This window comes from Micromonospora nigra, from assembly GCF_900091585.1.
Taxonomy (GTDB): Bacteria; Actinomycetota; Actinomycetes; order Mycobacteriales; family Micromonosporaceae; genus Micromonospora; species Micromonospora nigra.
In genome coordinates this window covers 3,134,805-3,159,442 of the sequence record NZ_FMHT01000003.1, presented here as the reverse complement: position 1 = coordinate 3,159,442, position 24,638 = coordinate 3,134,805, and the positions used below count along the sequence as shown (strand labels likewise).

16 protein-coding genes are annotated in these 24,638 nt (G+C 73.6%); 8 read left to right on the top strand and 8 right to left on the bottom strand.

Annotated elements, in window-relative coordinates:
- Positions 1-49 precede the first annotated feature (49 nt).
- The gene (locus GA0070616_RS13390; RefSeq protein ID WP_091081633.1) at positions 50-1,612 is read left to right on the top strand and encodes an AMP-binding protein; all 1,563 of its coding nucleotides are present in this window, start codon (positions 50-52) and stop codon (positions 1,610-1,612) included.
- Here the strand turns inward: GA0070616_RS13390 and GA0070616_RS29155 are convergent.
- The 6 genes from GA0070616_RS29155 to GA0070616_RS13365 all read right to left on the bottom strand — a co-directional run bounded on the left by GA0070616_RS29155 (position 1,603) and on the right by GA0070616_RS13365 (position 12,460).
- A complete protein-coding gene (locus GA0070616_RS29155; RefSeq protein WP_281188024.1) occupies positions 1,603-4,977 on the bottom strand; it encodes a DUF7902 domain-containing protein in 3,375 nt (1,124 codons plus the stop codon). The two genes, GA0070616_RS13390 and GA0070616_RS29155, sit on opposite strands and share 10 nt — an antisense overlap.
- A gap of 14 nt (positions 4,978-4,991) precedes the next feature.
- Entirely contained in the window at positions 4,992-6,671 is a 1,680-nt protein-coding gene (locus tag GA0070616_RS28785) for a DNA repair ATPase (RefSeq protein ID WP_245712756.1), read from the bottom strand.
- Between the two features lie 85 nt (positions 6,672-6,756).
- On the bottom strand, positions 6,757-8,778 hold the full coding sequence (locus GA0070616_RS13380; protein ID WP_091081630.1) for a flotillin family protein: 2,022 nt from the start codon (positions 8,776-8,778) through the stop codon (positions 6,757-6,759).
- A gap of 194 nt (positions 8,779-8,972) precedes the next feature.
- Positions 8,973-9,614: a hypothetical protein gene (locus GA0070616_RS13375; protein ID WP_091090664.1), complete on the bottom strand. Its 642-nt coding sequence runs from the start codon at positions 9,612-9,614 to the stop codon at positions 8,973-8,975.
- A 241-nt stretch (positions 9,615-9,855) separates the two neighbouring features.
- Positions 9,856-11,106, bottom strand: a complete 1,251-nt coding sequence (gene purD, locus GA0070616_RS13370) for a phosphoribosylamine--glycine ligase (RefSeq protein ID WP_091081628.1) — start codon at positions 11,104-11,106, stop codon at positions 9,856-9,858.
- 64 nt (positions 11,107-11,170) lie between these two features.
- Complete coding sequence (locus GA0070616_RS13365; protein WP_091081625.1) at positions 11,171-12,460, bottom strand: adenylosuccinate synthase; 1,290 nt, start codon at positions 12,458-12,460, stop codon at positions 11,171-11,173.
- A gap of 125 nt (positions 12,461-12,585) precedes the next feature.
- Between GA0070616_RS13365 and GA0070616_RS13360 the strand changes: the two genes are divergently transcribed.
- The gene (locus GA0070616_RS13360; protein WP_091081622.1) at positions 12,586-13,584 is read left to right on the top strand and encodes a diacylglycerol kinase family protein; all 999 of its coding nucleotides are present in this window, start codon (positions 12,586-12,588) and stop codon (positions 13,582-13,584) included.
- Between the two features lie 76 nt (positions 13,585-13,660).
- The gene (locus tag GA0070616_RS13355; protein WP_091081620.1) at positions 13,661-15,883 is read left to right on the top strand and encodes a MinD/ParA family ATP-binding protein; all 2,223 of its coding nucleotides are present in this window, start codon (positions 13,661-13,663) and stop codon (positions 15,881-15,883) included.
- 191 nt (positions 15,884-16,074) lie between these two features.
- On the opposite strand, the gene GA0070616_RS13350 is transcribed toward GA0070616_RS13355, so the two are convergent.
- Positions 16,075-16,503, bottom strand: a complete 429-nt coding sequence (locus GA0070616_RS13350) for a DUF3151 domain-containing protein (RefSeq protein ID WP_091081618.1) — start codon at positions 16,501-16,503, stop codon at positions 16,075-16,077.
- 209 nt (positions 16,504-16,712) lie between these two features.
- On the opposite strand from GA0070616_RS13350, the gene GA0070616_RS13345 reads away from it, so the two are divergent.
- Positions 16,713-17,960: an LOG family protein gene (locus GA0070616_RS13345; RefSeq protein ID WP_175440071.1), complete on the top strand. Its 1,248-nt coding sequence runs from the start codon at positions 16,713-16,715 to the stop codon at positions 17,958-17,960.
- Positions 17,961-18,020: 60 nt separating this feature from the next.
- On the opposite strand, the gene fbaA is transcribed toward GA0070616_RS13345, so the two are convergent.
- A complete protein-coding gene (gene fbaA / locus GA0070616_RS13340; protein ID WP_091081615.1) occupies positions 18,021-19,043 on the bottom strand; it encodes a class II fructose-bisphosphate aldolase in 1,023 nt (340 codons plus the stop codon).
- A 286-nt stretch (positions 19,044-19,329) separates the two neighbouring features.
- On the opposite strand from fbaA, the gene GA0070616_RS13335 reads away from it, so the two are divergent.
- The 4 genes from GA0070616_RS13335 to GA0070616_RS13320 all read left to right on the top strand — a co-directional run bounded on the left by GA0070616_RS13335 (position 19,330) and on the right by GA0070616_RS13320 (position 24,625).
- Complete coding sequence (locus tag GA0070616_RS13335) at positions 19,330-19,542, top strand: hypothetical protein (protein ID WP_091081612.1); 213 nt, start codon at positions 19,330-19,332, stop codon at positions 19,540-19,542.
- A gap of 109 nt (positions 19,543-19,651) precedes the next feature.
- Complete coding sequence (locus GA0070616_RS13330; protein ID WP_091081609.1) at positions 19,652-21,076, top strand: 3' terminal RNA ribose 2'-O-methyltransferase Hen1; 1,425 nt, start codon at positions 19,652-19,654, stop codon at positions 21,074-21,076.
- On the top strand, positions 21,073-23,598 hold the full coding sequence (locus GA0070616_RS13325; protein ID WP_091081606.1) for a polynucleotide kinase-phosphatase: 2,526 nt from the start codon (positions 21,073-21,075) through the stop codon (positions 23,596-23,598). The genes GA0070616_RS13330 and GA0070616_RS13325 overlap by 4 nt, the downstream gene beginning before the upstream one ends.
- 91 nt (positions 23,599-23,689) lie before the next feature.
- Entirely contained in the window at positions 23,690-24,625 is a 936-nt protein-coding gene (locus GA0070616_RS13320) for a DUF368 domain-containing protein (RefSeq protein ID WP_091081603.1), read from the top strand.
- Positions 24,626-24,638: the final 13 nt, after the last annotated feature.

Below are 24,638 nucleotides of genomic sequence, written 5' to 3'. Positions count from 1 at the left end.
GCCGGCACAGGTCGGGGCCCTCACCCCGGCAGAAGGAGGCCCTTGCGGCATGGACCTGCCGTTCGTCGTCGCCACGCTGACCCGCCGTGGGCTGCTCGCCCCCGGCCGTCCCATCCGGGTCGCCTCCCAGCTCGCCGCGCTGCGCACCTGGGGTTGGAGTCTCGCCGGTGAGCTGCGCCAGGCCGCCGCCCGCGACCCGGACCGGACTGCTGTCGTCGACGAGCACGGCACCGAGCTGACGTACGGCACGCTGCTCAGGCGGGCCGAAGGGTTGGCCCGCGCGCTGCGCACCGCGTACGGCGTACAGGCCGGCAACCGGATCGGGATGCTGTGCCGCAACCACTCCGGGCTGATCGAGACGATCGTCGCCGCCACCCTGCTCGGCGCGGACGCGGTGCTGGTCAACACCGGGCTGTCCCCCGCCCAACTGGCCGCCGTGGCCGAGGAGCAGGCACTGCGGGTGCTGGTGCACGACGACGAGTTCGCCGAGATGGCCCTCGGGCTGGCGGGTGCCCTACCCCGCCTCGACGAGCGGGCCCGGGAGGAGCTGCTGGCCAACGCCCTGCCCGGCGACCTGCGACCGCCCGGCCGGGACGGCCGGATCATCGTGCTCACCTCCGGCACCACCGGGGCACCGAAGGGGGCCCGCCGGCCCACCCCCAACGGCTTCGGTCCCCTGGTGTCCATCATCGACCGGATCCCCCTGCACGTGCGGGACCGGGTGATGATCGCCGCGCCCCTCTTCCACACCTGGGGCTACGCCGCGCTCCAGGTCTGTTTCGCCCTGCGCGCCACCATCGTGCTGCACCGGCGCTTCGACCCGGCCGCCACGCTGGCCGCCCTGGTCGAGCACCGCTGCAACGCGCTGTTCGCCGTACCCGTGATGGTGCAACGGCTGATGGAGGTGCCGCCGCCGCAGCCCCGGCCGGCGCTGAAGGTCGTCGCGGTCAGCGGCTCGGCGCTGCCCGGCGGCCTCGCGCCGGCCTTCATGAACGCGTACGGCGACGTCCTCTACAACCTGTACGGCTCCACGGAGGTCTCCTGGGCCTCGATCGCCTGCCCCGCCGACCTGCGGCAGGCACCCACCACCGCCGGCCGCCCGCCGCACGGCACCCGGCTGGCCATCCTCGATGACGCCGGCCAGCCCGTACCCGCCGGCCGGGTCGGACGGATCCTCGTTGGCAACGAGATGCTCTTCGAGGGTTACACCTCCGGGATCGATCGGGAACGCCACGACGGCCTGCTCGACACCGGCGACCTGGGACGGGTCAACGCCGACGGGCTGCTGTTCGTCGACGGCCGTGCCGACGACATGATCGTCTCCGGCGGAGAGAACGTCTTCCCGTCCGAGGTGGAACAGCTCCTCGCCCAGCTCCCCCAGGTACGCGAGGCCGCCGTCATCGGGGTGCCCGACGAGCAGTACGGCCAGCGGCTTGCCGCCTTCCTAGCGCTGCACCCGGGTGAGACGCTCGATCCGGACGCGGTCCGCGAGTACGTCCGCCACTACCTCGCCCGCTTCTCCGTGCCCCGCGACGTCGTGTTCGTGAAGTACCTGCCGCGCAACGCCACCGGCAAGGTCCTGGCCCGCGAGTTGCGCCGCTACTACGGCTGACCGACGGCGCGGCCGATGGCGGCCTCCACCCCGCCGACCCGGTCGGCCAGCAGCCCCAGCGCGCCCACCGCGCGGTCCACCGGGTCGTCGGACGCCCCGCCCAGCGCCCGCGTGCGCTGGAAGGCCGCCTTCACCTCGGCCCAGCGGCGGGCCTGGTCGGGGGTGAGCCGGCCGCGCAGCTCGGCGAGCTTCAGCAGGTTCGCCTCCGCGCCCGCCGCCAGGGTCTGCGCCTCCCCCAGGTAGTGGTCGTCGATCACCGCTTCCAACTCGTCGTCGGTGAGCACCGGGACGACCCGCTCGGCCAGCTTGTTCATGTTCCGGTACGACCCCTGGAGCTGGAACGGCGGTTCGGTACGCGCGTCGTCGGACTGCGCCGCCGAGGCGATGTACGCCTGGTTGTTGGCCAGCACCACCTCCTGCACCCGCAGCAGCTTGCGCAGCACCGCGACGATCTGTTCCAGCTCCACCGGCGAGTACGGGTGCGACAGCTGGTCGGCCCGTACGGAGTCGTCGCCGCGGGCCATCCGCACCAGCAGCTCCACATCGGCCCGGTCCCGCCCCGCGAGCGGGGCCAGCACGGGGTTCGCGGTGAGCGCGTTCTCCAGGTAGCTCAGCGCGAACACCTCCTCCCGCCCGGACAGCACGTCGCCGAGGTTCCACACGTCGGCCCGGTTGGCGAGCATGTCGGGGATGCGGAACCGCTGCCCCGACTCGGTGTACGGGTTGCCGGCCATGCACACCGCGAACCGCTTGCCCCGCAGGTCGTACGTGCGGGTGCGGCCCTCCCACACGCCCTCCATGCGCCGCTGCCCGTCGCACAGCGAGATGAACTTCTGCAACAGCTCCGGGTTGGTGTGCTGGATGTCGTCGAGGTAGAGCAGCACGTTGCTGCCCAGCTCCAACGCGAAGGAGATCTTCTCGACCTCCTGCCGGGCCGTGGCGTCGGGCGCCTCCGCCGGATCCAGCGAAGTCACCCCGCTGCCCAGGGCCGGCCCGTTCACCTTCACGAACACCAGGCCGAGCCGGCTGGCCACGTACTCCATCAGGGTGGTCTTGCCGTAGCCGGGCGGCGAGATCAGCAGCAGCAGGCCGGACTGGTCGACCCGCTTGCCGTCGCCGGTCGCGCCGAGCTGCCGGGCCAGGTTGTCGCCGATCAGCGGCAGGTACACCTCGTCGAGCAGCCGGTTGCGGACGAAGGCGCTCATCACCTTCGGGCGGTACTCGTCGAGCCGCAGCCGCTCCCGTTCGGCGTCCACCAGGGCGTTGCGCCGCCGCTGGAAGTCGCGGTAGGCGGGCACCCACACCGTGCGGAAGCGCCGGGTGCGGGCCAGCGTCTCGTCCAGCCGCAGGGTCAGCGCCGACCCGTCGATTCGGGGGTGCGCGCCCAGCAGGTCGCCGACGGTCCCCGTCATCGTCGCGGTCGACTCCACCCGGGGCGGTTCCGACCCGCACAGCTCGACCGCCACCGCCTCCGGCAGGTCGTACCCGGACAGGCCGGCGTCGTCGGTGGCCAGGAACGCGGTCAGCCACGCCTCCACCACCTGGTACCGGCTGGTCAGGTCGCCGTCGAGGGCCCGCAGGTCGTCGTCGAACTCCCGCGCCGACCGGGACTGCGCGCCGCCGAGGGCCCGGCGGAAGCGGTCCAGCAGAGCCCGCGCCCCGGCCCCGGTGACGAACCGGACGGGCGCGCGGGACAGCTCCTCGAACAGGTACTCACCGGCCGAGTCGGCCGGCCCCGGCAGGCCGGCGTCCCGCAGGAAACCGCCGACCGCGCCGGCCAGCTCCGCGCAGAGCCGGTCGATCGCGTCCCCGCCGGGCCCGTCGCCGGCCGCCGGCGTCGCGTCGCCGCCCGGCTCCCCGGGGGTACGCGCCGGAGCCGGGCGGCCGAAGCGCTCCCGGGCCCGCGCCAGCGAGGCGGCCCGTGCCGTCCAGCCCGTCCTGGCCGGCTCGTCGGTGCCGTACCGCCACCACAGCTGAGCGGCGGCCCGCGCGTCCGGCGGGTAGCGCAGCAGGTCCGCACCGGCGTGCAGGCGCAGCAGCGTACCCAGGATCGCGGCGGCGTCGTGGTCGTGCACGCCCCGCTCGTACCCCTCGTCGTAGCGCGTCTCGGCGACCCGGCGGACCAGCTCGCGCAGCCCGTCGGCGTCCACCGCGGCGGCGTGCAGGGCGTCCAGGGTGAGCCCGTCCCGGCCGGCCTCGGCGGCGGCCAGGATCGAGGTGGCCAAGTGTTCGGCCCGGTACACCTGCGGCGACTCGGAGACGAGGTGTCGGTCTGCGAACCGGCGGGTGCCCTGGAACCGCTCGTCGCGGATCGGGGCACGGTAGTCGGTGCCGGTCACCGCGAACGACAGCAGCCCGTCGTGCGGCACCACCGTCACGTCCAGCGGCTGGGTGTTGACGGCGAACCGGTGCCGGCCCAACCGGATCGTCTCGCCGCCGTCGGCGTACAGGTCGAGGCGGTCGCGCAGGCCGCGCCCGGCCTCCTGGCGGGCGGCGCGGACCCGGCCGTCCAGTTCCTCGGCCCGCACCGGGTCGCCGAGGGTACGCAGCTCCGCGACGACCGACCGGAGCCGGCCCACCATCGGATCGGCCGCGAAGTATGTGTTGATCTCGTCGAGGGAGCCGAGGGTGCCGGCCCGTCGCTGCACGCTGGCCAGGATCCGCTCGGCCGACGACACCAGCCGGTCGGCCCGGCGGGCCCGCTCGTCCAGCAGCGCCTGCTTGCGCGACGAGAACGCCTCGTAGATGTCGGTACGCCGGGTGCTCAGCTCGGCGAGGAAGTCGTCGAACTCCCCGAACCGGGATTCCAGGTCCTCCACCCGCAGCAGCAGCCGGCCGAGCTGTTCGTCGCAGCGCTCGGCGGTGTCCGCCGCCGCCAGCGCCCCCGTCACCGCCTGGCCCAGCAGGGCGAACTCGGCGGCGAAGCCGGCCCGTCCCTCCGCCGCGAACAGCTCCCGGCGACGGTTGTCCAGCACGGCCCGCGCCCGGTTGACCGCGCCGAGCACCTCGCCGACCCGGCCCAGGATGCCCGTGCGTACCGTCGCGTCGGCGATGTCCAACCCGCCCACCACGTCGGTGATGGTCTGCAGGCCCTCCGCCCGGCCGGCCAGCTCATCGCGGACGGGGGCCGCCTCGGCCACCGTGCCGATCGCGGCGGCCTGCTCGGCGAGCCGGTCCACCTGCTGCCGGTAGCCGTCGAACGCGTCGTCGCGGCCCAGGAACCCCACCGCCCGCCGGCCCGCCGCCGCCAGCTCCCCGTCCAGCTTCGCGGCCAGCTCGTCGATCCGGCCGTGGTCGACGTACCGCAGCTCCCGCAGGGTCTCCAGGTGGCCGCGCGCCTGACGCAGCCCGGCGAGCTGCGCCACCCAGTCGTCGGCGCTCAGCGGCGCCTCCCCCGGGCCCGGCGGGCCAGGGACGCGATCCGCTCGTCGCTCTCGTCGACCGCGGCTCGCGCCTGCTCGGTGAGGGTGCGCACCTTCTCGTACTCGTCGAGCACGGCGGTGGCCGTGCGGCGCAGCTCCGACACCGGTGCCAGCAGGTCACCCAGTTCCGCCTCGCCCAGCCAGTGGTGGTGGTCGCCGATGCGGGCACAGGCGGCGATCAACGCCTCGTAGACGCCGGTCGTCGGCGTGGTGCCGTCGACCGTGCGGACGACCGAGAGACAGTCCGAGATGCCGCGTACCAGGTCGGCGTTGCCCACCCGCTCCAGCGGGCCGGTGCCGGCCGGCTGCGCCGCCGCGTACGCGTCGGACACGAACGGCGTACGCCAGATCTGCATCGGGTGGACCCGGGTGGGCTCCTCCGACGTCGCCCGGAACACGACGAGTGTGCCGTCGTCGAACAGGGAGAAGCCGTGGCACGGGATCGGCGCGGCCACCTCCTTGCGGATCGCGTTGTACGGCAGCAGCAACGACCGACCCTCGGCGCGGGCGTGGAAGACGTACAGCACGTCCTCCCCGTTCGGCGACCGGACCACCCGCTCGAACTCCAGGTCGGCGACCTCGGTGTCGAAGGTGCGGGTGACGCCGGTGGCCAGGTGGTAGCCGCCGGGGAAGATGATGCCGTGGTCGTCGGGGAGCCGCTGGCAGGCCGCCCCGATCCCGTCGAGCCGTACGACCTCCCGGGTGAGCGCGTTGAAGACGAGGTGCCGCCAGGCCTCCTCCTTGTACGGCCGCAGCCGGATCAGGATCAGCGGGCCGACGCGGGCCCAGTGCACGTCGGCGTCGGCGAGGCTCTGCAACGGCTCGTCGACCGGCTCGCTGTAGATGCCCTCCCCGGACTCGGTGTTGTTCTCCACCTTGACGGTCAGCGAGCCGCCGACCGTCTCCACGAACACCTCGCCGGCGACGGAGATGTGCGGGTGTCGACCGGGGACGTGGTCCTCGCGGGTGGTCTCCGTCCACTCGAAGTCGTGCGTCGGCGGGAAGACGTGGTCCCGTTCGCCCCGGCTGTCCAGGTACTCGGGCATGCCGTCGACCCCGACCCGCCACCGCAGCACCCGGATGTCCCCGGTGCGCGGCCCGGTCTGGAACACCGCCAGCAGCCGGCCGTCGACCCGGCGCAGTTGCAGCAGCCGGGTCTGCCGGTAGTAGCGGTACAGCTCGGCGAAGTCGCGGACGAACTGCGGGTCGCGTAGCAGGCCGGGCAGCTCGTCGTGGCCGGCGGCGTCGAACCGGAACACGTCACCGCTGACGCCGCCGTGCTGGTGGCCGCCGTGCTGGTGGCCGCCGTCCCCGTGATCGCCGTCCCCGTGGCCGGCGCTCCCGTGACCGGCGCGCTGCCGGGTGAACCGGTGCAGCGAGAAGACGTCGTCGATGGTCGTCTCCGGCTTGAGCCCGATGAAGACGTTGTAGCCGAACAGAATCAGCCCGCCGACGGAGACGACGTCCCGGGGGACGCAGTTGTGTTCCGTACGGATCCGCTCGGTGCTGAGCAGACGCAGCTCGGTGCTGCCGAACACCTCCAACCGGCGGGCGTTGAGCGCCTCCGCGCGGCGGGCCAGCTCGGCGGCCTGCGCGGCGAGCCGGCCCCGCAGCACCTCGTAGCTGCCCGCGTCCATCCCCCCTGCCGCCGCTGCCGGTTCCGCGGACGGTACCGCCCCCGCAGGGCCGGTCGCGCCGCCCGTGGCGGGGCCGGTCGCCAACTCACTCACCGGCACGCTGCCGGACGCCGGTCAGGGCGGCGACCGGGGTCTCCGCCACACCCAGACGCTTCGCGGCGTCCAGCAACTCCTGGAGCCTGCCCCGGTCGGCGCCGCCGGAACGCATCTGCTGGGCCAGGAACGCCGACAGGGTCAGGTTCTGCACGTCGGCGCTGTCCAGCGCACCGACCATCCGGGCGAGGTCGTCGGTGAAGCTGGCGGAGCCGTCCAGCCAGGGCCGCGCCAGGTTCTTCGCCACGTCGGAGTGGGCCACGAACCCGTCGATGCTCTTGCCGAACGAGATCGAGCTGAGCAGCCGGTCGAAGAAGACGCTGTCGCCGCCGACGATGTCGATGTTGGCCTTCTCAAGGCCGGTGCCGACCAGCTTCGCCTGCGCCTCGGCGACCTGCCGCTGGGTGTCCAGGCCGGCGAGCCGCACGTCCTTCTCCAGTTCCAGCCGCAGACGGTACTCCTCGTGCTCCCGCGTCGCGTCGTCCAGCGCGGCCATCGCGGCGGCCTTCTCGGTGAGGCCCTCCGCCTCGCCCTTCAGCTTCTCGCGGACGGCCTCGGCCACCAGCAGCGCCTTCTCCCGCTCGACGGTGACCTCCGCGCGTCCCACCTTCTCGATCGCCTCGGCGCTGCGCTCGCGGACCTGCACGTCGGCCAGGCCGGCGGCAGCCGTCTCCGCCTGAACCCCCTCGGCCAGCCGGATCTTCGCCCGGGTGTCCAACTCGGCGGCCTGCTGCCGGGCCTCGGCCAGCACCAGTTCCTCGCGGGCCTTGAACTTCGCCGCCGCCTCGGCCGCCTCGGCGGCCTTGATGCCCTTGACAAGGCTTTCCTGCGCTTCGGCCTCGGCCTGGATCACCACGGCCTGGCGGGTCCGCTCCGCCTCCTCGACGACCCGGAGACGCTTGATGTTCTCCTCCTGCTCGGCCACGGTCTTCTCCACCGCGATCCGCTCCCGGACCACCTCGGCGATGGCCCGCTTCTCCGCCTCGACCTCCTTGTCCTTGGCGATCGTGCTGAGCTCGGTCTCCCGCTCCCGGCCGATGACCTCCAGCAGACGGTCCTTCTCGATCCGCTCGGTCTCGATGGCGATGACCCGCTCGCGGTTCTTCTCGGCGACCGCGATCTCCCGGGCCCGGTTCTCGTGCTGCACGCCGAGCTGCTCGTCGGTGCGGATGTTCGCCGCCTCGGCGCGCAGCCGCTCCTCGGCGCGTACCCGGGTGATCTCCGCCTCCTCGCGGGCCCGCACGGTCTCGATCTCGCGGCGCTGCTTGGCCTCCGCGTCCGCCTGCCGGCGCTCCAGCTCCAGGATGGCCTCCCGGGCGTCGACGTTCTGCCGGGTGATCTCCTTCTCCTCGCCGCGCCGGAACTCGTTGGTCCGCACGTGCTCGATCGCGGTCAGCTCGGTGATCTTCCGGATGCCCTGGGCGTCGAGGATGTTCGCCGCGTCCAGCTGCGACATCGGCGTCTGCTCCAGGAAGTCGATCGCCGCGTCCTCCAGGCTGTAGCCGTTGAGGTCGGTGCCGATCACCCGGATGATCTGGTCGCGGAACTCGTCCCGCTTGGTGTAGAGGTCCACGAAGTCGAGTTGCTTGCCGACCGTCTTCAGCGCCTCGGAGAACTTCGCGTTGAACAGTTCCTGCAACGTCTCCCGATCGCTGGCCCGCGCCGTGCCGATCGCCTGCGCGACCTTGATGACGTCCTCGGTGGTCTTGTTGACCCGCACGAAGAAGGTGATCCGGATGTCCGCCCGGATGTTGTCCCGGCAGATCAGACCCTCGTTGCCGGTCCGCTCGATGTCGATCGTCTTCACCGAGATGTCCATGGTCTCGGCCTTGTGCAGCACGGGCAGCACGACCGCGCCGGTGAAGGTGACGTCCACCCGACGCACCTTGGAGATGATCAGCGCCTTGCCCTGTTCGACCTTGCGGAACAGGCGGCTGACCAGGAACACCACGCCGAGCAGTACGAGGAGGACGACGGCGAGCAGTACGCCGATTCCGGTGGTGACGACATCCATGGTGGGGCGCGCGGGTCGCCGCTCGGGGCGCTCGCGCTCCTCCTCTCGAGAGTTCGGGGCAGCGGGAAGCTGGCCGGCGGCAGGAACGGCCGACCGAGCCGGGTGTCGAGGTGGGCCGCCGGTGGCGTCCACGCGGCTACGGGGGCGGGGGCCGGGAGCGGCCTCACAGGTACGGAACGGGGGGAGGAGCGGCCCTACCGGCCGGGATCGGACCGTTTTCGGAGCGGATCGAGGGCGGGGTCGGCGGGCATGACCCAGAAGAACTCGCCCTGGGCGTCGTAGTCGTAGATCAGTGCGGAACTGCCGGCGGGCATCCGCTCGTCGCCCGGCTGGCGCACCTGCACGACCGCCGACGAGCCGTCGTCGGCGGTCACCTCGGCCTGGCCGAAGTCGGCGGTCACCGTGCCGGTGCGGACCACGCAGAGCCGGCCCACGAATCCGTGCCGGCTGGCCTCCGAGCCGTCCGGGAACAGGCGACCCAGCGGAATCGCGACCAGCCGGGTCACCACCCACGCCGCGAGCGCGGCGGCCACCAGCAGCCCGACCGACCCGACTATCCGGGCGGCCGGCCCCAGCCCCAGCTCGTCGAGCAGTGCGCCGCCGGCCAGGCTGACGAACCAGGCCACCGCGACGAGCAGCGAGAACGCGACCGCCGCGGGCACACCGCCGAGTCCGAGCCCGGCGAGCAGGTTGCCGGACACGCCGTCGACGTCGAGGTCGTCGCCGAGATCCAGGACACCGGTCAGCACGAACAGCCAGTAGCCGACGACGACCACCAGGAGGAAGCCGAACAGGACGGTGGGGAAGCTGAGTGCCGCGCCGACGAAACCGCTCACCGTGCCTCCCCCCGATCGCCGGACGTGGCGGTCCAGCGGCACGATGATCGTGACACGACCTGTCAACGCCGTACGACGGCCGCCCTCGGCCGGTGTTCACGGCCCGGGGACCGGACGTCGACGGGCGCGCGCCGCAAGCCGGCGAATGACGGCTACGCCACCAGGTAGCCCGTGGGCCGGGGCAGTCGGATCGTCCCGGCCGGCTGGGCAGGCGGCGGCCTCGACGGGGCCGCGCGGGGGTTCAGTTCGGCAGGGAGACGCGTCCGTCGACGGCGGCGGCGGCGATGTCGGTGCGGTGCTGCGAGCCGGCCAGCCCGATGCCGCGTACCACCTCGTAGGCGGCGTCACGCGCGGCGGCCAGGTCGGGGCCGGCGGCCGTACCGCAGAGGACCCGGCCGCCCGCCGACAGCAACGCGCCGTCGGCGGCCCGGCGAGCGGTGCCCGCGTGGACGACCCCAGGACGGTCGGCGCCGGTGATCACGTCGCCGGTGCGCGGCGTCGCCGGGTAACCCTCGGCGGCCACCACGACGGTCACGGCGGCACCCGTACGCCAGCGCAGCGGCGGGTGGTCGGCCAACGTGCCCGTGGCGGCGGCGTGCAGCAGGCCGGCCAGGGGCGTCTCCAGCAGGGCGAGCACCACCTGCGTTTCCGGGTCGCCGAAGCGCGCGTTGAACTCGATCACCCGGGGCCCGGCGGCGGTGATCGCCAGCCCGACGTAGAGCAGGCCGGCGAACGGGGTGCCCCGGCGGCGCATCTCGGCCAACGTCGGGTGCACCACGTCCCGCATGACGTCGTCGACCAGACCGGGCGGGGCCCACGGCAGCGGGGCGTACGCCCCCATGCCGCCGGTGTTCGGGCCGGTGTCGCCGTCGCCGATCCGCTTGAAGTCCTGGGCGGGCAGCAGCGGCAGCGCCGCCTCGCCGTCGGTGACCACGAACAGGGAGACCTCGGGGCCGGCGAGGTACTCCTCGACCACCACCCGCCCGCAGTCGGCGGCGTGCCGCAGCGCGGCAGCGCGGTCGTCGGTCACGACGACGCCCTTACCGGCGGCGAGGCCGTCGTTCTTCACCACGTACGGCGGGCCGAACTCGTCCAGCGCCTTCGCCGTGCCCGCCTCGTCGGTGCACGTGTACGCGCGTGCCGTGGGCACCCCGGCGGCGGTCATCACGTCCTTGGCGAACGTCTTCGAACCCTCCAGCCGGGCGGCCTCGGCGGACGGACCGAACGCGGCGATCCCCTTGGCACGCACGGCGTCGGCGGCACCCGCGACCAGCGGCGCCTCCGGCCCGATCACCACCAGGTCGGCCTGCACCTCGACGGCCAACGCGGCGACGGCGGCCGGGTCACCGGCGTCCACGTCGCGCAGCTCGGCCACGGCGGCGATGCCAGGGTTCCCGGGAGCAGCGACCAGCGCCTCCACACCCGGATCGTCAGCCAGCCCGAGCGCGAGCGCATGCTCCCGCCCCCCACCACCCACCAGAAGAACCCGCACGACCCGGCATCCTACGCGACCTCCCACCCTCCACCCGTTCCCACCGCGCCCCGGGTGGGACGGGTCAGGGGAGGAGGGGGTGGCGGGTGACGTTCTCCTCGCGGCCCGGGCCGACGCCGACCACGCTGACGCGGGTGCCGCAGAGTTCCTCGACGCGGGCGATGTAGCGACGGGCGTTGTCCGGGAGGTCCTCGTCGCTCCTGGCCTTCGTGATGTCCTCCCACCAGCCGTCGTGCTCCTCGTAGATCGGCGTGGCGTGGTGGAAGTCGGTCTGCGTCATCGGCATCTCGTCGAACCGCTCGCCGTTGATCTCGTAGCCGACGCAGATCGGCACCTTCGGCAGGCCGGTCAGCACGTCCAGCTTGGTGATCACCAGGTCCGTGACACCGTTGAGGCGGCAGGCGTACCGGGCCACCACCGCGTCGAACCAGCCGCAGCGGCGCTCCCGGCCGGTGGTGGTGCCGTACTCGTGGCCGATCTTGCGCAGGTGCTGGCCGTTGTCGTCGAACAGCTCCGTGGGGAACGGGCCGGAACCCACCCGCGTGGTGTACGCCTTGCTGACCGCGATCACCCTGCTGATCGCGGTCGGCGGGATGCCCGCGCCCACGCACGCCCCGCCGGCCGTCGGGTTCGACGAGGTGACGAAGGGGTACGTGCCGTGGTCCATGTCGAGCATGGTGGCCTGGGCACCCTCCAGCAGCACCGTCTCGCCACGGTCGAGCGCGTCCCAGAGCATCACCCGCGTCTCGGCGATGTACGGCTTGAGCCGCTCGGCGTACGCCAGGTACTCCTCGATGGTGGCGTCGACGTCGATCGCCTTACGGTTGTAGATCTTGAACAGCAGCTGGTTCTTCTCGCGCAGTGCGAGTTCCAGCTTCTTGCGCAGGATGCCCGGGTCGAGCAGGTCCTGCACCCGGATGCCCATCCGGGCGACCTTGTCGCCGTACGCGGGGCCGATGCCCCGGCCGGTGGTGCCGATCCGCGCGCTGCCCAGGTACCGCTCGACCACCCGGTCCAGCGCCCGGTGGTGCGGCATGATCAGGTGCGCGTCGCCGGAGATGCGCAGCCGGGACACGTCCACGCCCCGCTCGGCGAGCCCGTCGATCTCGGCGAGCAGCACCTTCGGGTCGACGACCACACCGTTCCCGATGACGATCATCGCGCTGGGTGACAGCGCCCCCGAGGGCATCAGGTGCAGCGCGTACTTCTGCCCGTCCGGCGTGATCACCGTGTGCCCGGCGTTGTTGCCGCCGGAGTAGCGCACGACGTAGTCGACCCGCTCACCGAGCTGGTCGGTAACCTTGCCCTTGCCCTCGTCGCCCCACTGAGCGCCGATGAGCACGATCGCTGGCATCTTCTTCGCCTCCAGAAGGCTCGGGTGCCAGGTGGCGACCGGTCGGCGAGCCCGGGGTGTCAGGCTAACAAGTAGTAACGGCGTGGCCGGCAGGGGTCGCGTCGAGAGGCAGGAGGCTCCTACCCGTGTACGACGTGGTGCTGCTCACCCTCGGCTCGGAGCGGGACGCCCCCGGTGGGGGTTGCGGCAGTGCCGGGGCCTGCTGCGGCGGAACCGCCCCCGGGACCCAAGCCGCCGACGAGCGCTGCGAGACCCCGCGCGTACCCGTGCTGACCTGCGCGGACGCGCTGACCGCCCGGGGGGCGCGGGTAAAGACGGTGACCGCCCGTTCCGACGCCCAGATCGACGAGGTGCTGGCCCGACTCGACGCTCCGCCCCGACCCGACGGCCTGACCTGGCCGGACCCCGACTCCAAGACCCGCCTCGTGGTGGCGGTGGCCACCGACGCGCAGTTGCGCGCCGTCCTGCGCCGGCTGGTCCGGCGGTACGCCCCACCGCCGAGTCGCCGCCCGGCAGACCTGGCGGACAACCGGACGGTGCCCGACCTGCCGCCGGTGGGCGTACTCCCGCTGGATCCCGCCCGTGGTGACACGCAGCGTGACCTGGCGGCGCAGCTCGGGCTGCCACGTGACCCGGCGGCGGTGGCGGCGGCCGTGCTCGACGGCACCCCCCGCCGGCTGGACCTGCTGCGCAACGACGGCGGCTCGGTGACCCTCGACGGGGCGCTGCTCGGCGCGGCCGACGACGACGGCCGGCCTCTGCACTGGCGGGGCCGGGTCGAGGTGGACGACGTCGTGCTGTCCAACGGGGACGACCCGCTGCTGGCCTGCGCCATCGGCAACGCCGCGGGGTACGCCCGACTGGACGACGTGACGCTGCTCGCCGATCCCGACCCGACCGACGGCAGGGTCGAGGTGGCGGTGGCCCTGCCGGTCGTCACGCGGTCGCCGCTGGGCCGGCGGCGGGTACGCCTGGAGGTGCGGCGGGCCCGGGGTCGGGCCGTGTCGGTGCTGCCCAGGGACGCCGGGAAGCTGCCCTACCTGGACGACGGGGTCGAGGGTGAGCTGACCCGCAAGCGGTCCTGGTGGACCGAACCGGGCGCCTGGGCGGTCTGGACGAGCTGACCCGGCGGGGGCCGCTCGGTGCCCTGACCGGTTCGGCCGGGGGGCCTATCCTCGGCAGGAGGAATGGGGAGGATCCGTGGTGGACGAGAACGCCGACCGGTCCCACACGGCCGGCCAGCATGGGGTACCGGAACGGGACATCGAACCACTCTGGCCGCCCGACCAGATCGAAGCCGGACCGGGCTTCGACGCTCCCGCCTGGGGTGCCCCGCCGCCGAGCGTGCCCGGACCGCCCGCCGTGCCGCCGGGGACCGGCCAGCACCCGCCGGCCGTGCCGCCGTCCCCCGTCGACTATCCGTCGCTGACGGACGAGCCGCCGGCCAGCGGCTGGGCCGCCGGACACGTGGGTCGCGGCACGGTGCCGCCACCGGCCGACGGGCCAGGCCCGGACGCGCCCGGCCCGTACCCCTACGGCAGCCCGGCCGCTCGACACGGCGGGCAACCCTTCGGGGGCACGGCTGTGCACGGAGGTCCGCCGGTACCGTCGGCGTCGGTCGGCCCGGTGCCGCCCGCCCCCGCCCCCGCCCCCGTCGACCTCGATCTGCCGTTCACCCTCGACCAGCCGACCGCCCTGACTCCGGCCGGAGAGGTCGTCTCCGCGACCGACCCGGCCGCCGCCAGCGGCGGTACGACGGAAGCGGAGCCCGACCGGGACGCCGCCGCCCCGGCCCGGCCCACAGGCCCGACGGCCGGGAACCCGGTGCCGACCGCCGGGAACCCGGCCGACAGCCCTGTTCTGGCGGGCGGGAGCACGGTGCCGGGAGTCGGCAGCGGATCGCCGGACGCCGGGCCGTCCGGCAACGACGACGATCGGATCGGCGACGGGTCCGCGCCTCGCGCGCCGCAGTCGCCGTGGGCGCAGCCGCCGCAGCGTACGGCCCCGGAAACCGCTGCCCCGCGCAGCGCCGACGTCCCGCCAGCCCCGACGTGGGCCGCCCCGGCGACGTACCTTCCCACGGCACCCGACCCGCAGGTCGGCTTGACCACACCCGACCCGCCCCGGTCCGGCCTGTCGGGCGCGCCCCTGCCCCCGTCGCCCGGACCGCCGGGCACGCCCGCCGCCGCAACGTCCGGCACACCCGTCGCGCCGTCGCCCGGCCAGCCCGGCACGCCCGTCGCAGGGTCGCCCGGCCAGCCCGGCACGCCGGCGACACCGCCGCCCGGCCCGGCCTACGGATCCGCGTCCGTGCCGGGGCAGCAGCCCACGCCGGCGCCGCCCGGTCCGTTCCCGCCCCAGCCCGCCTGGGGCCACCCGATGCCGTGGCAGCAGGGGGCGGCGGGTGGTGCGCCGCCGCCGGGGTACCCGCCGAACGAGACGGCCCGGCCACCCGCACCCGCCTACCCGGAGCCGGCCTGGAACCCGGACGCCGGCGCGGCGCCGACGGCCGAGGACTTCGCCCGCCGCCGGCAGGTTCGCCCCGCCGACCCGGTCGCCACGATGGGCGTCCGCGCGATGGTCAACAAGACCGGGCTGGTGAAGCTCGCGCCCGGCCGGCACGAGCAGGAGCTCAAGCGGGACATCGAGACGGTACGCCGCAACTTCGGCGGGCTGCGCCAGGTCACCGTCGTCAACCCGAAGGGCGGGGCCGGCAAGACGGTGGCGATCCTGCTGCTCGCGATGACCTTCGGGCAGAAGCGCGGCGGGTACGTGCTGGCCTGGGACAACAACGAGACCCAGGGCACCCTGGGCATGCGGGCCCAGCAGGACTTCCACTCGCGTACGGTGCGGGATCTGCTGCGCGACCTGGGGCAGTTCCATGGCGCGCACGGACGGGTCGGCGACCTGTCCCAGTACGTACGTTCACAGGGCGAGGGCATGTTCGACGTGCTCGCCTCGGACGAGTCGGCCACCGGCGGCGAGATGTTGACCGCGTCGGCGTTCGGCGAGATCCGCGAGGTGGTCAGCCGCTTCTACAAGCTCATCTTCGTGGACACCGGGAACAACGTCCGGGCGCAGAACTGGCAGGCCGCGATGGACGCCACCGACCAGCTGGTGGTCACCATGTCGGCCCGTAACGACTCCGCCGAGACGGCCGCCCGGATGCTCGACCACCTGGAGCAGAGCGGGCGGCAGCGGCTCGTCCGGCAGGCGGTCACCGTGGTCTCCATGCCACCGTCCCGCAAGGAGATCGACCTGCCCGCGATCCAGGAGCACTTCGCGGCCCGCACCCGGGCGGTGCTGCTCGCGCCCTACGAGCGGCTGATCGACACGGGCGAGCCGATTCGCTACAACCAGCTCTCCGCCGCGACCCGGGACGCCTGGCTGAAGATCGCCGCTTCGGTGGCGGAGGGCCTGTAGGCGCACGTCCGCCGGCCTGGTGACCGGGCCGGCGGACGGGACGGGCTGCACGACCCCCGGACCGGGGTACGGCACACGGACCGCCTGGCGCGGACGACACGGACTGCGCCACCGGACGGGGGCCCGACACGCGGACCGCCCGGCGACGACGCCCCGGGCGGTCCGTGTGCCGGCCGACGCCGGTGTGCTGGTCAGTTGCTGGCGAGCGCGTCTGCGGCGGCGGGATCACAGTCGCGGAGGAACTGCGCGCAGCGGGCCGCCTCGTCGGCCTCGCCGATGGCGTCGGCAGCCCGGGACAGCAGGTAGAGGCAGCGCAGGAAGCCCCGGTTCGGCTCGTGCGACCAGGGCACCGGACCGTGCCCCTTCCAGCCGCTGCGGCGCAGCTGGTCGAGGCCCCGGTGGTAGCCGGTGCGGGCGAACGCGTACGCCGGGACGACCTGGCTCGCGGCGAACGCCCGGGCCGCCAGCGCCGCCCACCCCGCGCTGTAGGTCGGGAAGCGGGCCGCCACGTCGGCGAACTTCTCGTCGCTGCCGGCCCGCTCGGCCGCGCCCAGAGCGGCGTCGGCTTCGTCGTGGGCAGGTAGGAGTGTGGCGGGAGGCTCAGGCAACAGGTTCTGCATCGTCCCATTCAACCCGCTTCGCGGGGCGACACGCGAGGGGGTCCGGCGAGCCGCCTGGCCGAACGGCTGGGGAGTTGGTCACTCCCACGGCCGCCGGTGCCGTCCGCGCCGGCTGGCGCGTCGGCGGGGAGGGAGCGGGTGGCACGGTGCGGGTGCAGTCGCCGGGTGGGTGAGGTGTGGCGGTTGACCTGGCCGGGCAGGATGGCCAGGTGCCGACCCCACCACCCGCGGACATCATCGAGCCGCACACCCGCACCGAGATCGAGACCCGCGCCGACTTCGACCGGCAGCTGGCGACCGGCAGCCTGGCCGGGCTGACCGTGCAGGGCCTGCGACTCGATCTCGACCCCGTACCCGACCTCACCGGGGTCGACGTGACCGACGCGCTCTTCGTGGGCTGCCGGTTCGCCACCCGGGAGGTCGGTGCCGACCTGGTCCGGCGACGCGCCGACGTGGTGCCGCCCTTCTCCGAGCTGCCGTACCCGACCCAGCCCACCCACCTCTACACGCCGGAGGAACTGGCCGCCGGCTTCGCCGAGGGCGGCTTCGCCGGCATGTACGACACCCGGGTGTACGCGCACTTCCGCGCCCACGGCGGGGCGCTGCCGGAGGTGCGGGAGGCGCTCGGCCAGCGGTTGCACGACCACGGGGTGGACAACGCCCTGGGCGACGCCACCCGGGCCTGGCTGGCCACCCACGGGCCGCAGTCGGTGGTGGGCGTGATGGGCGGACACGCGGTGCCGCGCGGCAGCGCGCCGTACCGGATGGCCGCCGTGCTGGGCCGGGAGCTGGCGCGGGCCGACCGGCTGGTGGTCACCGGCGGCGGTCCCGGCGTGATGGAGGCCGCGAACCTGGGGGCGTACCTGGCGCTGCGGCCGGACGAGGCACTGTCCGAGGCGATCGACCTGCTCGGCACCGCGCCCGACTTCACCGACCACGACCGCTACACGGCGGTGGCGCTGCGGGTACGGGAACGGTGCGGCCCGACCGTCGCGCCACCGCCGAACGGCACGGACCCGGCTGCGGCGTCGCGCGCCGACAGCGCCAGCCTGGCGGTCGGGGAACTGGACTGGGCCCGCTGCGGTGGGCTGGCGATCCCCACCTGGCTCTACGGTCACGAGCCGGCCAACCTGTTCGCCGGCCGGATCGCGAAGTACTTCTCCAACGCCATCCGGGAGGACACCATCCTGCGGCTGGCCCGGGGCGGGATCGTGTTCGCGCCGGGCCGGGCCGGCACCGTGCAGGAGGTGTTCCAGGCAGCCACGAAGACGTACTACGGCACCGACGGGGCCAGCGGCGCGTACGTGTTCCTGGATCGCGCGTACTGGACGCGGGAGCTGCCGGTGGAGACGTTGCTGCGCCCGTTGCTGGCGGCCTCGCCGTTCGGCGACCTGTCGGGCACCGTGCACCTGACCGACGACGCGTACGAGGCGGCCCGGCTGCTCATCGGGGTCTAGCACACGCCGACGGCCGGCCCCGAGGTGTGGGACCGGCCGTCGGCGGTACGCGTCAGCGCGTCACTTCATCCGGGTGCCGCTGGAGCGCAGGTGCTCGCAGGCCTCGGCGACCCGGGTGGCCATGCCGGCCTCGGCGGCCTTGCCCCAGACCCGCGGGTCGTACATCTTCTTGTTGCCGACCTCGCCGTCGACCTTCAGGACGCCGTCGTAGTTGCGGAACATGTGGTCCGCGACGGGCCGGGAGAAGGTGTACTGGGTGTCGGTGTCGATGTTCATCTTCACGACGCCGTAGTCGAGCGCCTCGCGGATCTCCGACAGCAGCGAGCCGGACCCACCGTGGAACACCAGGCTGAGCGGCTTCTCCTTGCCGTACTTGGCGCCCACCGCCTCCTGGATCTGGTTGAGGATCTCCGGACGCAGCTTGACGTTGCCCGGCTTGTAGACGCCGTGCACGTTGCCGAAGGTCAGCGCCGCCATGTAGCGGCCCTTCTCGCCCAGACCGAGGGCCTCGACCATCGCCAGGCCGTCCTCGACGGTGGTGTAGAGCTTGTCGTTGATGGCGTTCTCGACGCCGTCCTCCTCGCCACCGACGACGCCGACCTCGATCTCCAGGACGATCTTGGCCTCGGCGGCCCGGTCGAGCAGCTCGGCGGCGATCTCCAGGTTCTCCGCCACCGGCACGGCCGAGCCGTCCCACATGTGCGACTGGAACAGCGGCTCCTGGCCGGCGGCCACCCGCTCCTTGGAGATCTGCATCAGGGGCCGGACGAACTTGTCCAGCTTGTCCTTCGGGCAGTGGTCGGTGTGCAGTGCGATGTTGACCGGGTACTTCTTGGCGACCTCGTGGGCGTAGGCGGCGAACGCCACCGCACCGGTGACCATGTCCTTCACGGAGGGGCCCGAGAGGTACTCCGCGCCGCCGGTGGAAACCTGGATGATGCCGTCGCTCTCCGCGTCGGCGAAGCCCTTCAGTGCCGCGTTCAGGGTCTGCGAGGACGTCACGTTGATCGCGGGGTACGCGAACCGGCCGGCCTTGGCGCGGTCCAGCATCTCCGCGTAGACCTCGGGGGAAGCGATGGGCATGTGATGCGCTCCTTACTTACCGCTGTCGGCCGTGCTGGCCGCTGTCGTCCATGGTGCGCCGGACCGCGCTGTCCTCCGCGGGCAGTATCCCGCAGCGGGGCCACCCGGCCACAACCGACCCGTGGAGTGCGCACCGCGACCACACCCACCGCCCCATCCTGGCACCGGGCGTCCGACCCGGTGGGCCGATTCGGCCGGATCGGGTTGTCCCCGTGCCGAGCGGCGAACGAGGGCAGCCCGTACGGTGTGTGGGGAAACGTCCGTCGAGATCCCGGGAGAAACTGGTATGGGTCAGCCCGACGAGGACTTCACCCCGAGCGACCACCTCGCCCCGGAGGAACGCGACCTGGAGGCATCGGCGCCCGACGCGGTCGAGCAGGCCGCGACGGTCGAACCGGCCGAGGGCGACGTCGAGCCGCACCGCGGCCTGGAGGTCGACGACTGGGACGCGATGGAGCAGGCGCGGGTGGTCACCGCCGACGAGGACGACTACCGCTGACGACCCACCACGGCGAGGGCGGCCGAGCGGGTGATCCTGATCAACGGGGCCCGCGGGGGCAACCGAAAACGGGACGACGCAAGATCGACAGAGCTGCCACCATGGGCGGGTGCTGCTCACCCTCACCACCACGCACCAGCCCGCGACCGACCTCGGGCACCTGCTGGTCAAGCATCCCGACCGGGTGCACGCCTTCGACGTGCCGGTCGGCACCGCGCACGTGTTCTACCCGGAGGCCGGCGAGCAGCGCTGCACCGCCGCCCTGCTGCTGGACGTCGACCCGCTGAAGCTGGCCGCCGCGCGGGGGCGGGGCGGGCGGGCGTCGGCCCCGGAGGGCTTCACCCTGGGGCGGTACGTCAACGACCGCCCCTACGCGGCATCCAGCCTCCTCGCGTCGGCGCTGTCGCGGGTGTACCGCTCGGCGCTGCGCGGCGAGTCCCGGGACCGGCCGGAACTGGCCGCCACCGCCGTTCCGCTGGAGGTACGGGTGCCGGTGCTGCGCTGCCGGGGCGGCGCGGACGTGGCGACCCGGCTGTTCACCCCGCTCGGCTGGGCGGTGACCGCCACGCCGATCCCGCTCGACGAGCGTTACCCGGAGTGGGGCGACAGCCGGTACGTCGACCTGACCCTGACCGGCACGCGGCGGGTCGCCGACGCGCTCAACCACCTGTACGTGCTGCTGCCCGTCCTGGACGACGCGAAGCACTACTGGGTGGCTCCCGACGAGGTGGACAAGCTGCTGCGGGCGGGTGCCGGCTGGCTGGCCGAGCACCCGGAACGCGGGTTGATCGCCCGCCGTTACCTGGCCCACCGACGTGCCCTGGCGGGCGACGCGCTGGCCCGCCTGGCCGCCCAGCAGCCCACCGACGAGCCGCCCGTCGAGGAGAACGTCGACGACAGGGACGTGGTCGCACCCCGGCCGCCGCTGGCCGCGCTCCGCCGGGAGGCGGTGCACGCCGCACTGGTGGAGGCGGGGGCCACCCGGGTGTTGGACCTGGGCTGCGGTGGGGGTGCGCTGCTGGCGACGCTGGTCGGCGACCGCCGGTTCACCGAGGTCGTCGGCACCGACGTGGCACCTCACGTACTCGATGTCGCGGCCCGTCGGCTGCGCCTGGACCGGCTGCCGCAGCGACAGCGCGACCGGATCAGCCTGTGGCAGTCGGCGCTGACCTACCGGGACGACCGGCTGCGGGGCTACGACGCCGCCGTGCTGATGGAGGTGGTCGAGCACGTCGACCCGCCGCGCCTACCGGCGTTGGAGGACGCCGTGTTCGGTCACGCCCGGCCGGTCACGGTCGTGGTGACCACCCCGAACGTGGAGTACAACGTGCGCTACGAGGGCCTGCCGGCGGGAGGGTTCCGGCATCCGGACCACCGCTTCGAGTGGTCCCGCGCCGAGTTCGCCGAGTGGACGGCCCGGGTCGCCGGGACGTACGGCTACACCGTCGTGCGGCGGGGCGTCGGCGACGACGACCCCGAGGTCGGTACGCCGACCCAGCTCGCCGTGTTCACCCGGAAGGAGGAGAGCCGGTGACCGCCCTCGACATCCCCGAGCTGGCACTGGTGGCGCTGGTGGGGGTCTCCGGCTCCGGCAAGTCCACCTTCGCCCGCCGGCACTTCGCGCCCAGTCAGGTGCTGTCCTCGGACACCTTCCGCGCCATGGTGGCCGACGACGAGAACGACCAGTCGGCCTCGTCGGACGCCTTCGACGCGCTGCACCACGTCGCCGCCATCCGGCTGCGTCGCGGCCTGCTCACCGTCGTGGACGCCACGAATCTCCAGCCGCACGCCCGGGCCGCGCTGGTGCGGGTCGCCCGCGAGCACGACGTGCTGCCCGTCGCCGTGGTGCTGGACGTGCCGGAGGCGTTGGCCTGGGAGCGTACGCAGGGCCGCCCCGACCGTACCTTCGGCCGACCGGTGCTCACCCGCATGCAGCGCGACCTTCGGCGCGCGTACGGGCTGCTGGCCCGGGAGGGCTTCCGCAAGGTGCACGTGCTGCGCGGCGTCGACGAGATCGACGCCGCGCAGGTGCGCTACGAGAAGCTGTTCAACGACCGCCGGGAGCTGACCGGGCCGTTCGACATCGTGGGCGACGTGCACGGCTGCCGCGCCGAGCTGGAAGCACTGCTGATCCGGCTGGGTTGGGAGCTGCGCCGCGACGACGCGGGCCGGCCGGTGGACGCGACCCACCCGGCGGGGCGTACCGCCGTGTTCGTGGGTGACCTGGTGGACCGCGGCCCGGACTCCCCCGGTGTGCTGCGGCTGGTGATGGGCATGGTGGCGGCCGGTCACGCGCTCTGTGTGCCCGGCAACCACGAGCAGAAGCTGCTGCGCAAGCTGCGCGGCCGGGACGTGCGCCTCACCCACGGGCTCGCCGAGACGATGGAGCAGCTCGCGGCGGAACCGGAGGGCTTCGCCGCCGGGGTGGCGACCTTCGTGGACGGTCTGGTCAGCCACTACGTGCTCGACGGTGGCCGGCTGGTGGTCGCGCACGCGGGGCTGAAGGAGGCGTACCACGGGCGGGCGTCCGGCCGGGTCCGCTCGTTCGCGCTGTGGGGGGAGACCACCGGCGAGACCGACGAGTACGGGCTGCCGGTGCGCTACCCGTGGGCACGGGACTACCGGGGGTCGGCCATGGTCGTGTACGGCCACACGCCGACGCCGCATCCCGAGTGGGTGAACAACACCATCTGCATCGACACCGGCTGCGTGTTCGGCGGCCGGCTCACCGCGCTGCGCTACCCGGAGCGGGAGCTGGTGGCGGTGCCGGCGGAGCGGGAGTGGTACGCCCCGGTCCGGCCGCTGACCGCCGCCCCGGCACGTCCGGACGAGGTGCTGGAACTGACCGACGTGGCGGGCCGACGGCACGTGGAACACCCGTACGGGTCGTTGACCGTGCCGGCGGAGAACGCCGCCGCCGCGCTGGAGGTGATGAGCCGGTTCGCGGTCGACCCGCGCCGGCTGGTGTGGCTGCCGCCGACCATGGCGCCCTGCTCGACGTCGAGCGTTCCGGGTTACCTGGAGCACCCGGCGGAGGCGTTCGGCGACTACCGGGCCGCCGGGGTCGACCGGGTGGTCTGCGAGGAGAAGCACATGGGTTCGCGGGCGGTGGTGCTGGTGTGCCGGGAGCCCGACGGCGGGCCGTTCGGGCCGGGTGGCGGCGTGGTGCACACCCGCACCGGCCGGCCTTTCTTCGGGGAGCCGCGGGACACGGCGCTGCTGGACCGGGTGCGTGCCGCCGTGGGCACGGCGGGGCTCTGGGCGGAGCTGGACACCGACTGGCTGCTGCTGGACTGCGAGCTGTTGCCCTGGTCGGCGAAGGCGGAAGGGCTGATCCGGGAGCAGTACGCGGGGGTGGGTGCCGCCGGCCGGGCGGCCCTGCCGGCGGCACTGGCGGCGTTGGACGCTGCCGCCGCCCGTGGGCTGGACGTGGCCGCGCTCCGCGACCGGACGGCCCGCCGCCGGGACGACGTGGTCGCGTACACGGAGGCGTACCGGGCGTACGTGCGGCCGACCGACGGGCTGGACGGGGTGACCCTCGCGCCGTTCGCGGTGCTGGCCGGGGCTCGGGCCGGCTACGCAGACCGGGACCACGGCTGGCACCTGGCCCTGGCCGACCGGCTCTGCGCGGCCGACCCGGGGTTCTTCACGCCCACCCGGCGGCGGGTGGTGGACCTGTCCGACTCCGACGCGGTGCGGGCCGCCACGGACTGGTGGCTGGCGCTGACCGCCGACGGTGGCGAGGGCATGGTCGTCAAGCCGTACGCGGGGCCGGCCGCACGCGGCGGGCGTGGCTCGCTGCTCCAGCCGGGCGTCAAGTGCCGGGGTCGTGAGTACCTGCGGATCATCTACGGTCCGGGGTACACCGAGCCGGAGCAGTTGGCGGCGCTGCGCCGACGGTCGCTGGGTCGCAAGCGGGGTTTGGCGCTGCGCGAGCACGCGCTGGGCCTGGCCGCGTTGGACGCGCTGGTGGCGGGCGCTCCGCTGTGGCGCCGCCACGAGCTGGTCTTCGCGATCCTGGCCTGCGAGTCGGAGCCGGTCGATCCCCGGCTGTGACTCGTCGGCGGCAGCGGTACGGGCGGTAGCCTGACCGTGGCGGGCGCCACAGTGGCCGCCAGGTCGAGCGATTCACGAACGGGACTTCTTCATGGCATTGGGCGAACGGGTAGGCCACGTCTTCCGTGGGGCCGCGATCGGCGTGGCCGAGGCGGTTCCGGGGGTCAGCGGGGGCACGATCGCGCTGGTCACCGGGGTGTACGAGCGGGTCATCGCGTCCGCCGGCCATCTGGTGAACACGGTGCGGTACGCGGTCTCCGACGTCCCACGCAGACGGGGCTGGACGCGGGCCGGGCAACAGCTGCGCCAGGTGCACTGGGATGTGGTGGTCCCGTTGCTGATCGGCATGCTGCCGGGTCTGCTGATCGCGGCAAAGCTGCTGGAGCCACTGCTGGAGGACTATCCGGAGCAGACCCGCGGCCTGTTCCTCGGCCTGGTGCTCGCCTCGGTGCTGGTGCCGGTGTCGATGGTCGGGACGCCGTGGCGGGGCGCCGAGGTGGCCGCCCTGGTGGTCGCCGGGGTGGCAGCCTTCGTCCTGACCGGTCTTCCGCAGGCGTCGATCACCCCGCATCCGCTGGTGGTGCTGGTGGCCGCCGCGGTCGCGGTCTGTGCCCTGGTGCTGCCCGGGGTGTCCGGGTCGTTCCTGCTGCTCACGTTGGGCCTGTACGAGCCGACGATCAACGCGGTCAACGACCGGGACCTCGGCTACCTCGCGGTCTTCGCGACGGGCATGGTCATCGGCCTGGCGCTGTTCGTCAAGCTGCTCCAGTGGCTGCTCGAGCAGCATCGGCGGATGACGCTCGCGGTGATGGCCGGGGTGATCCTGGGCAGCCTGCGGGCGTTGTGGCCGTGGCAGTCGGAGGACCGCGACATGTACGCCCCGGGCGGCAACGTGCTCCCGGTGGTCGCGTTGTTCCTGCTCGGGGTCGCCGTGGTGGCGGTGATGATCGTCGCTGAGCGGCGTCGGCTGCGCCGGGCCGCGCGGGACCTCACCGAGGAGTCGTACGAGACGCCCCGGGTCCGCTGACCCGACTCCGGAC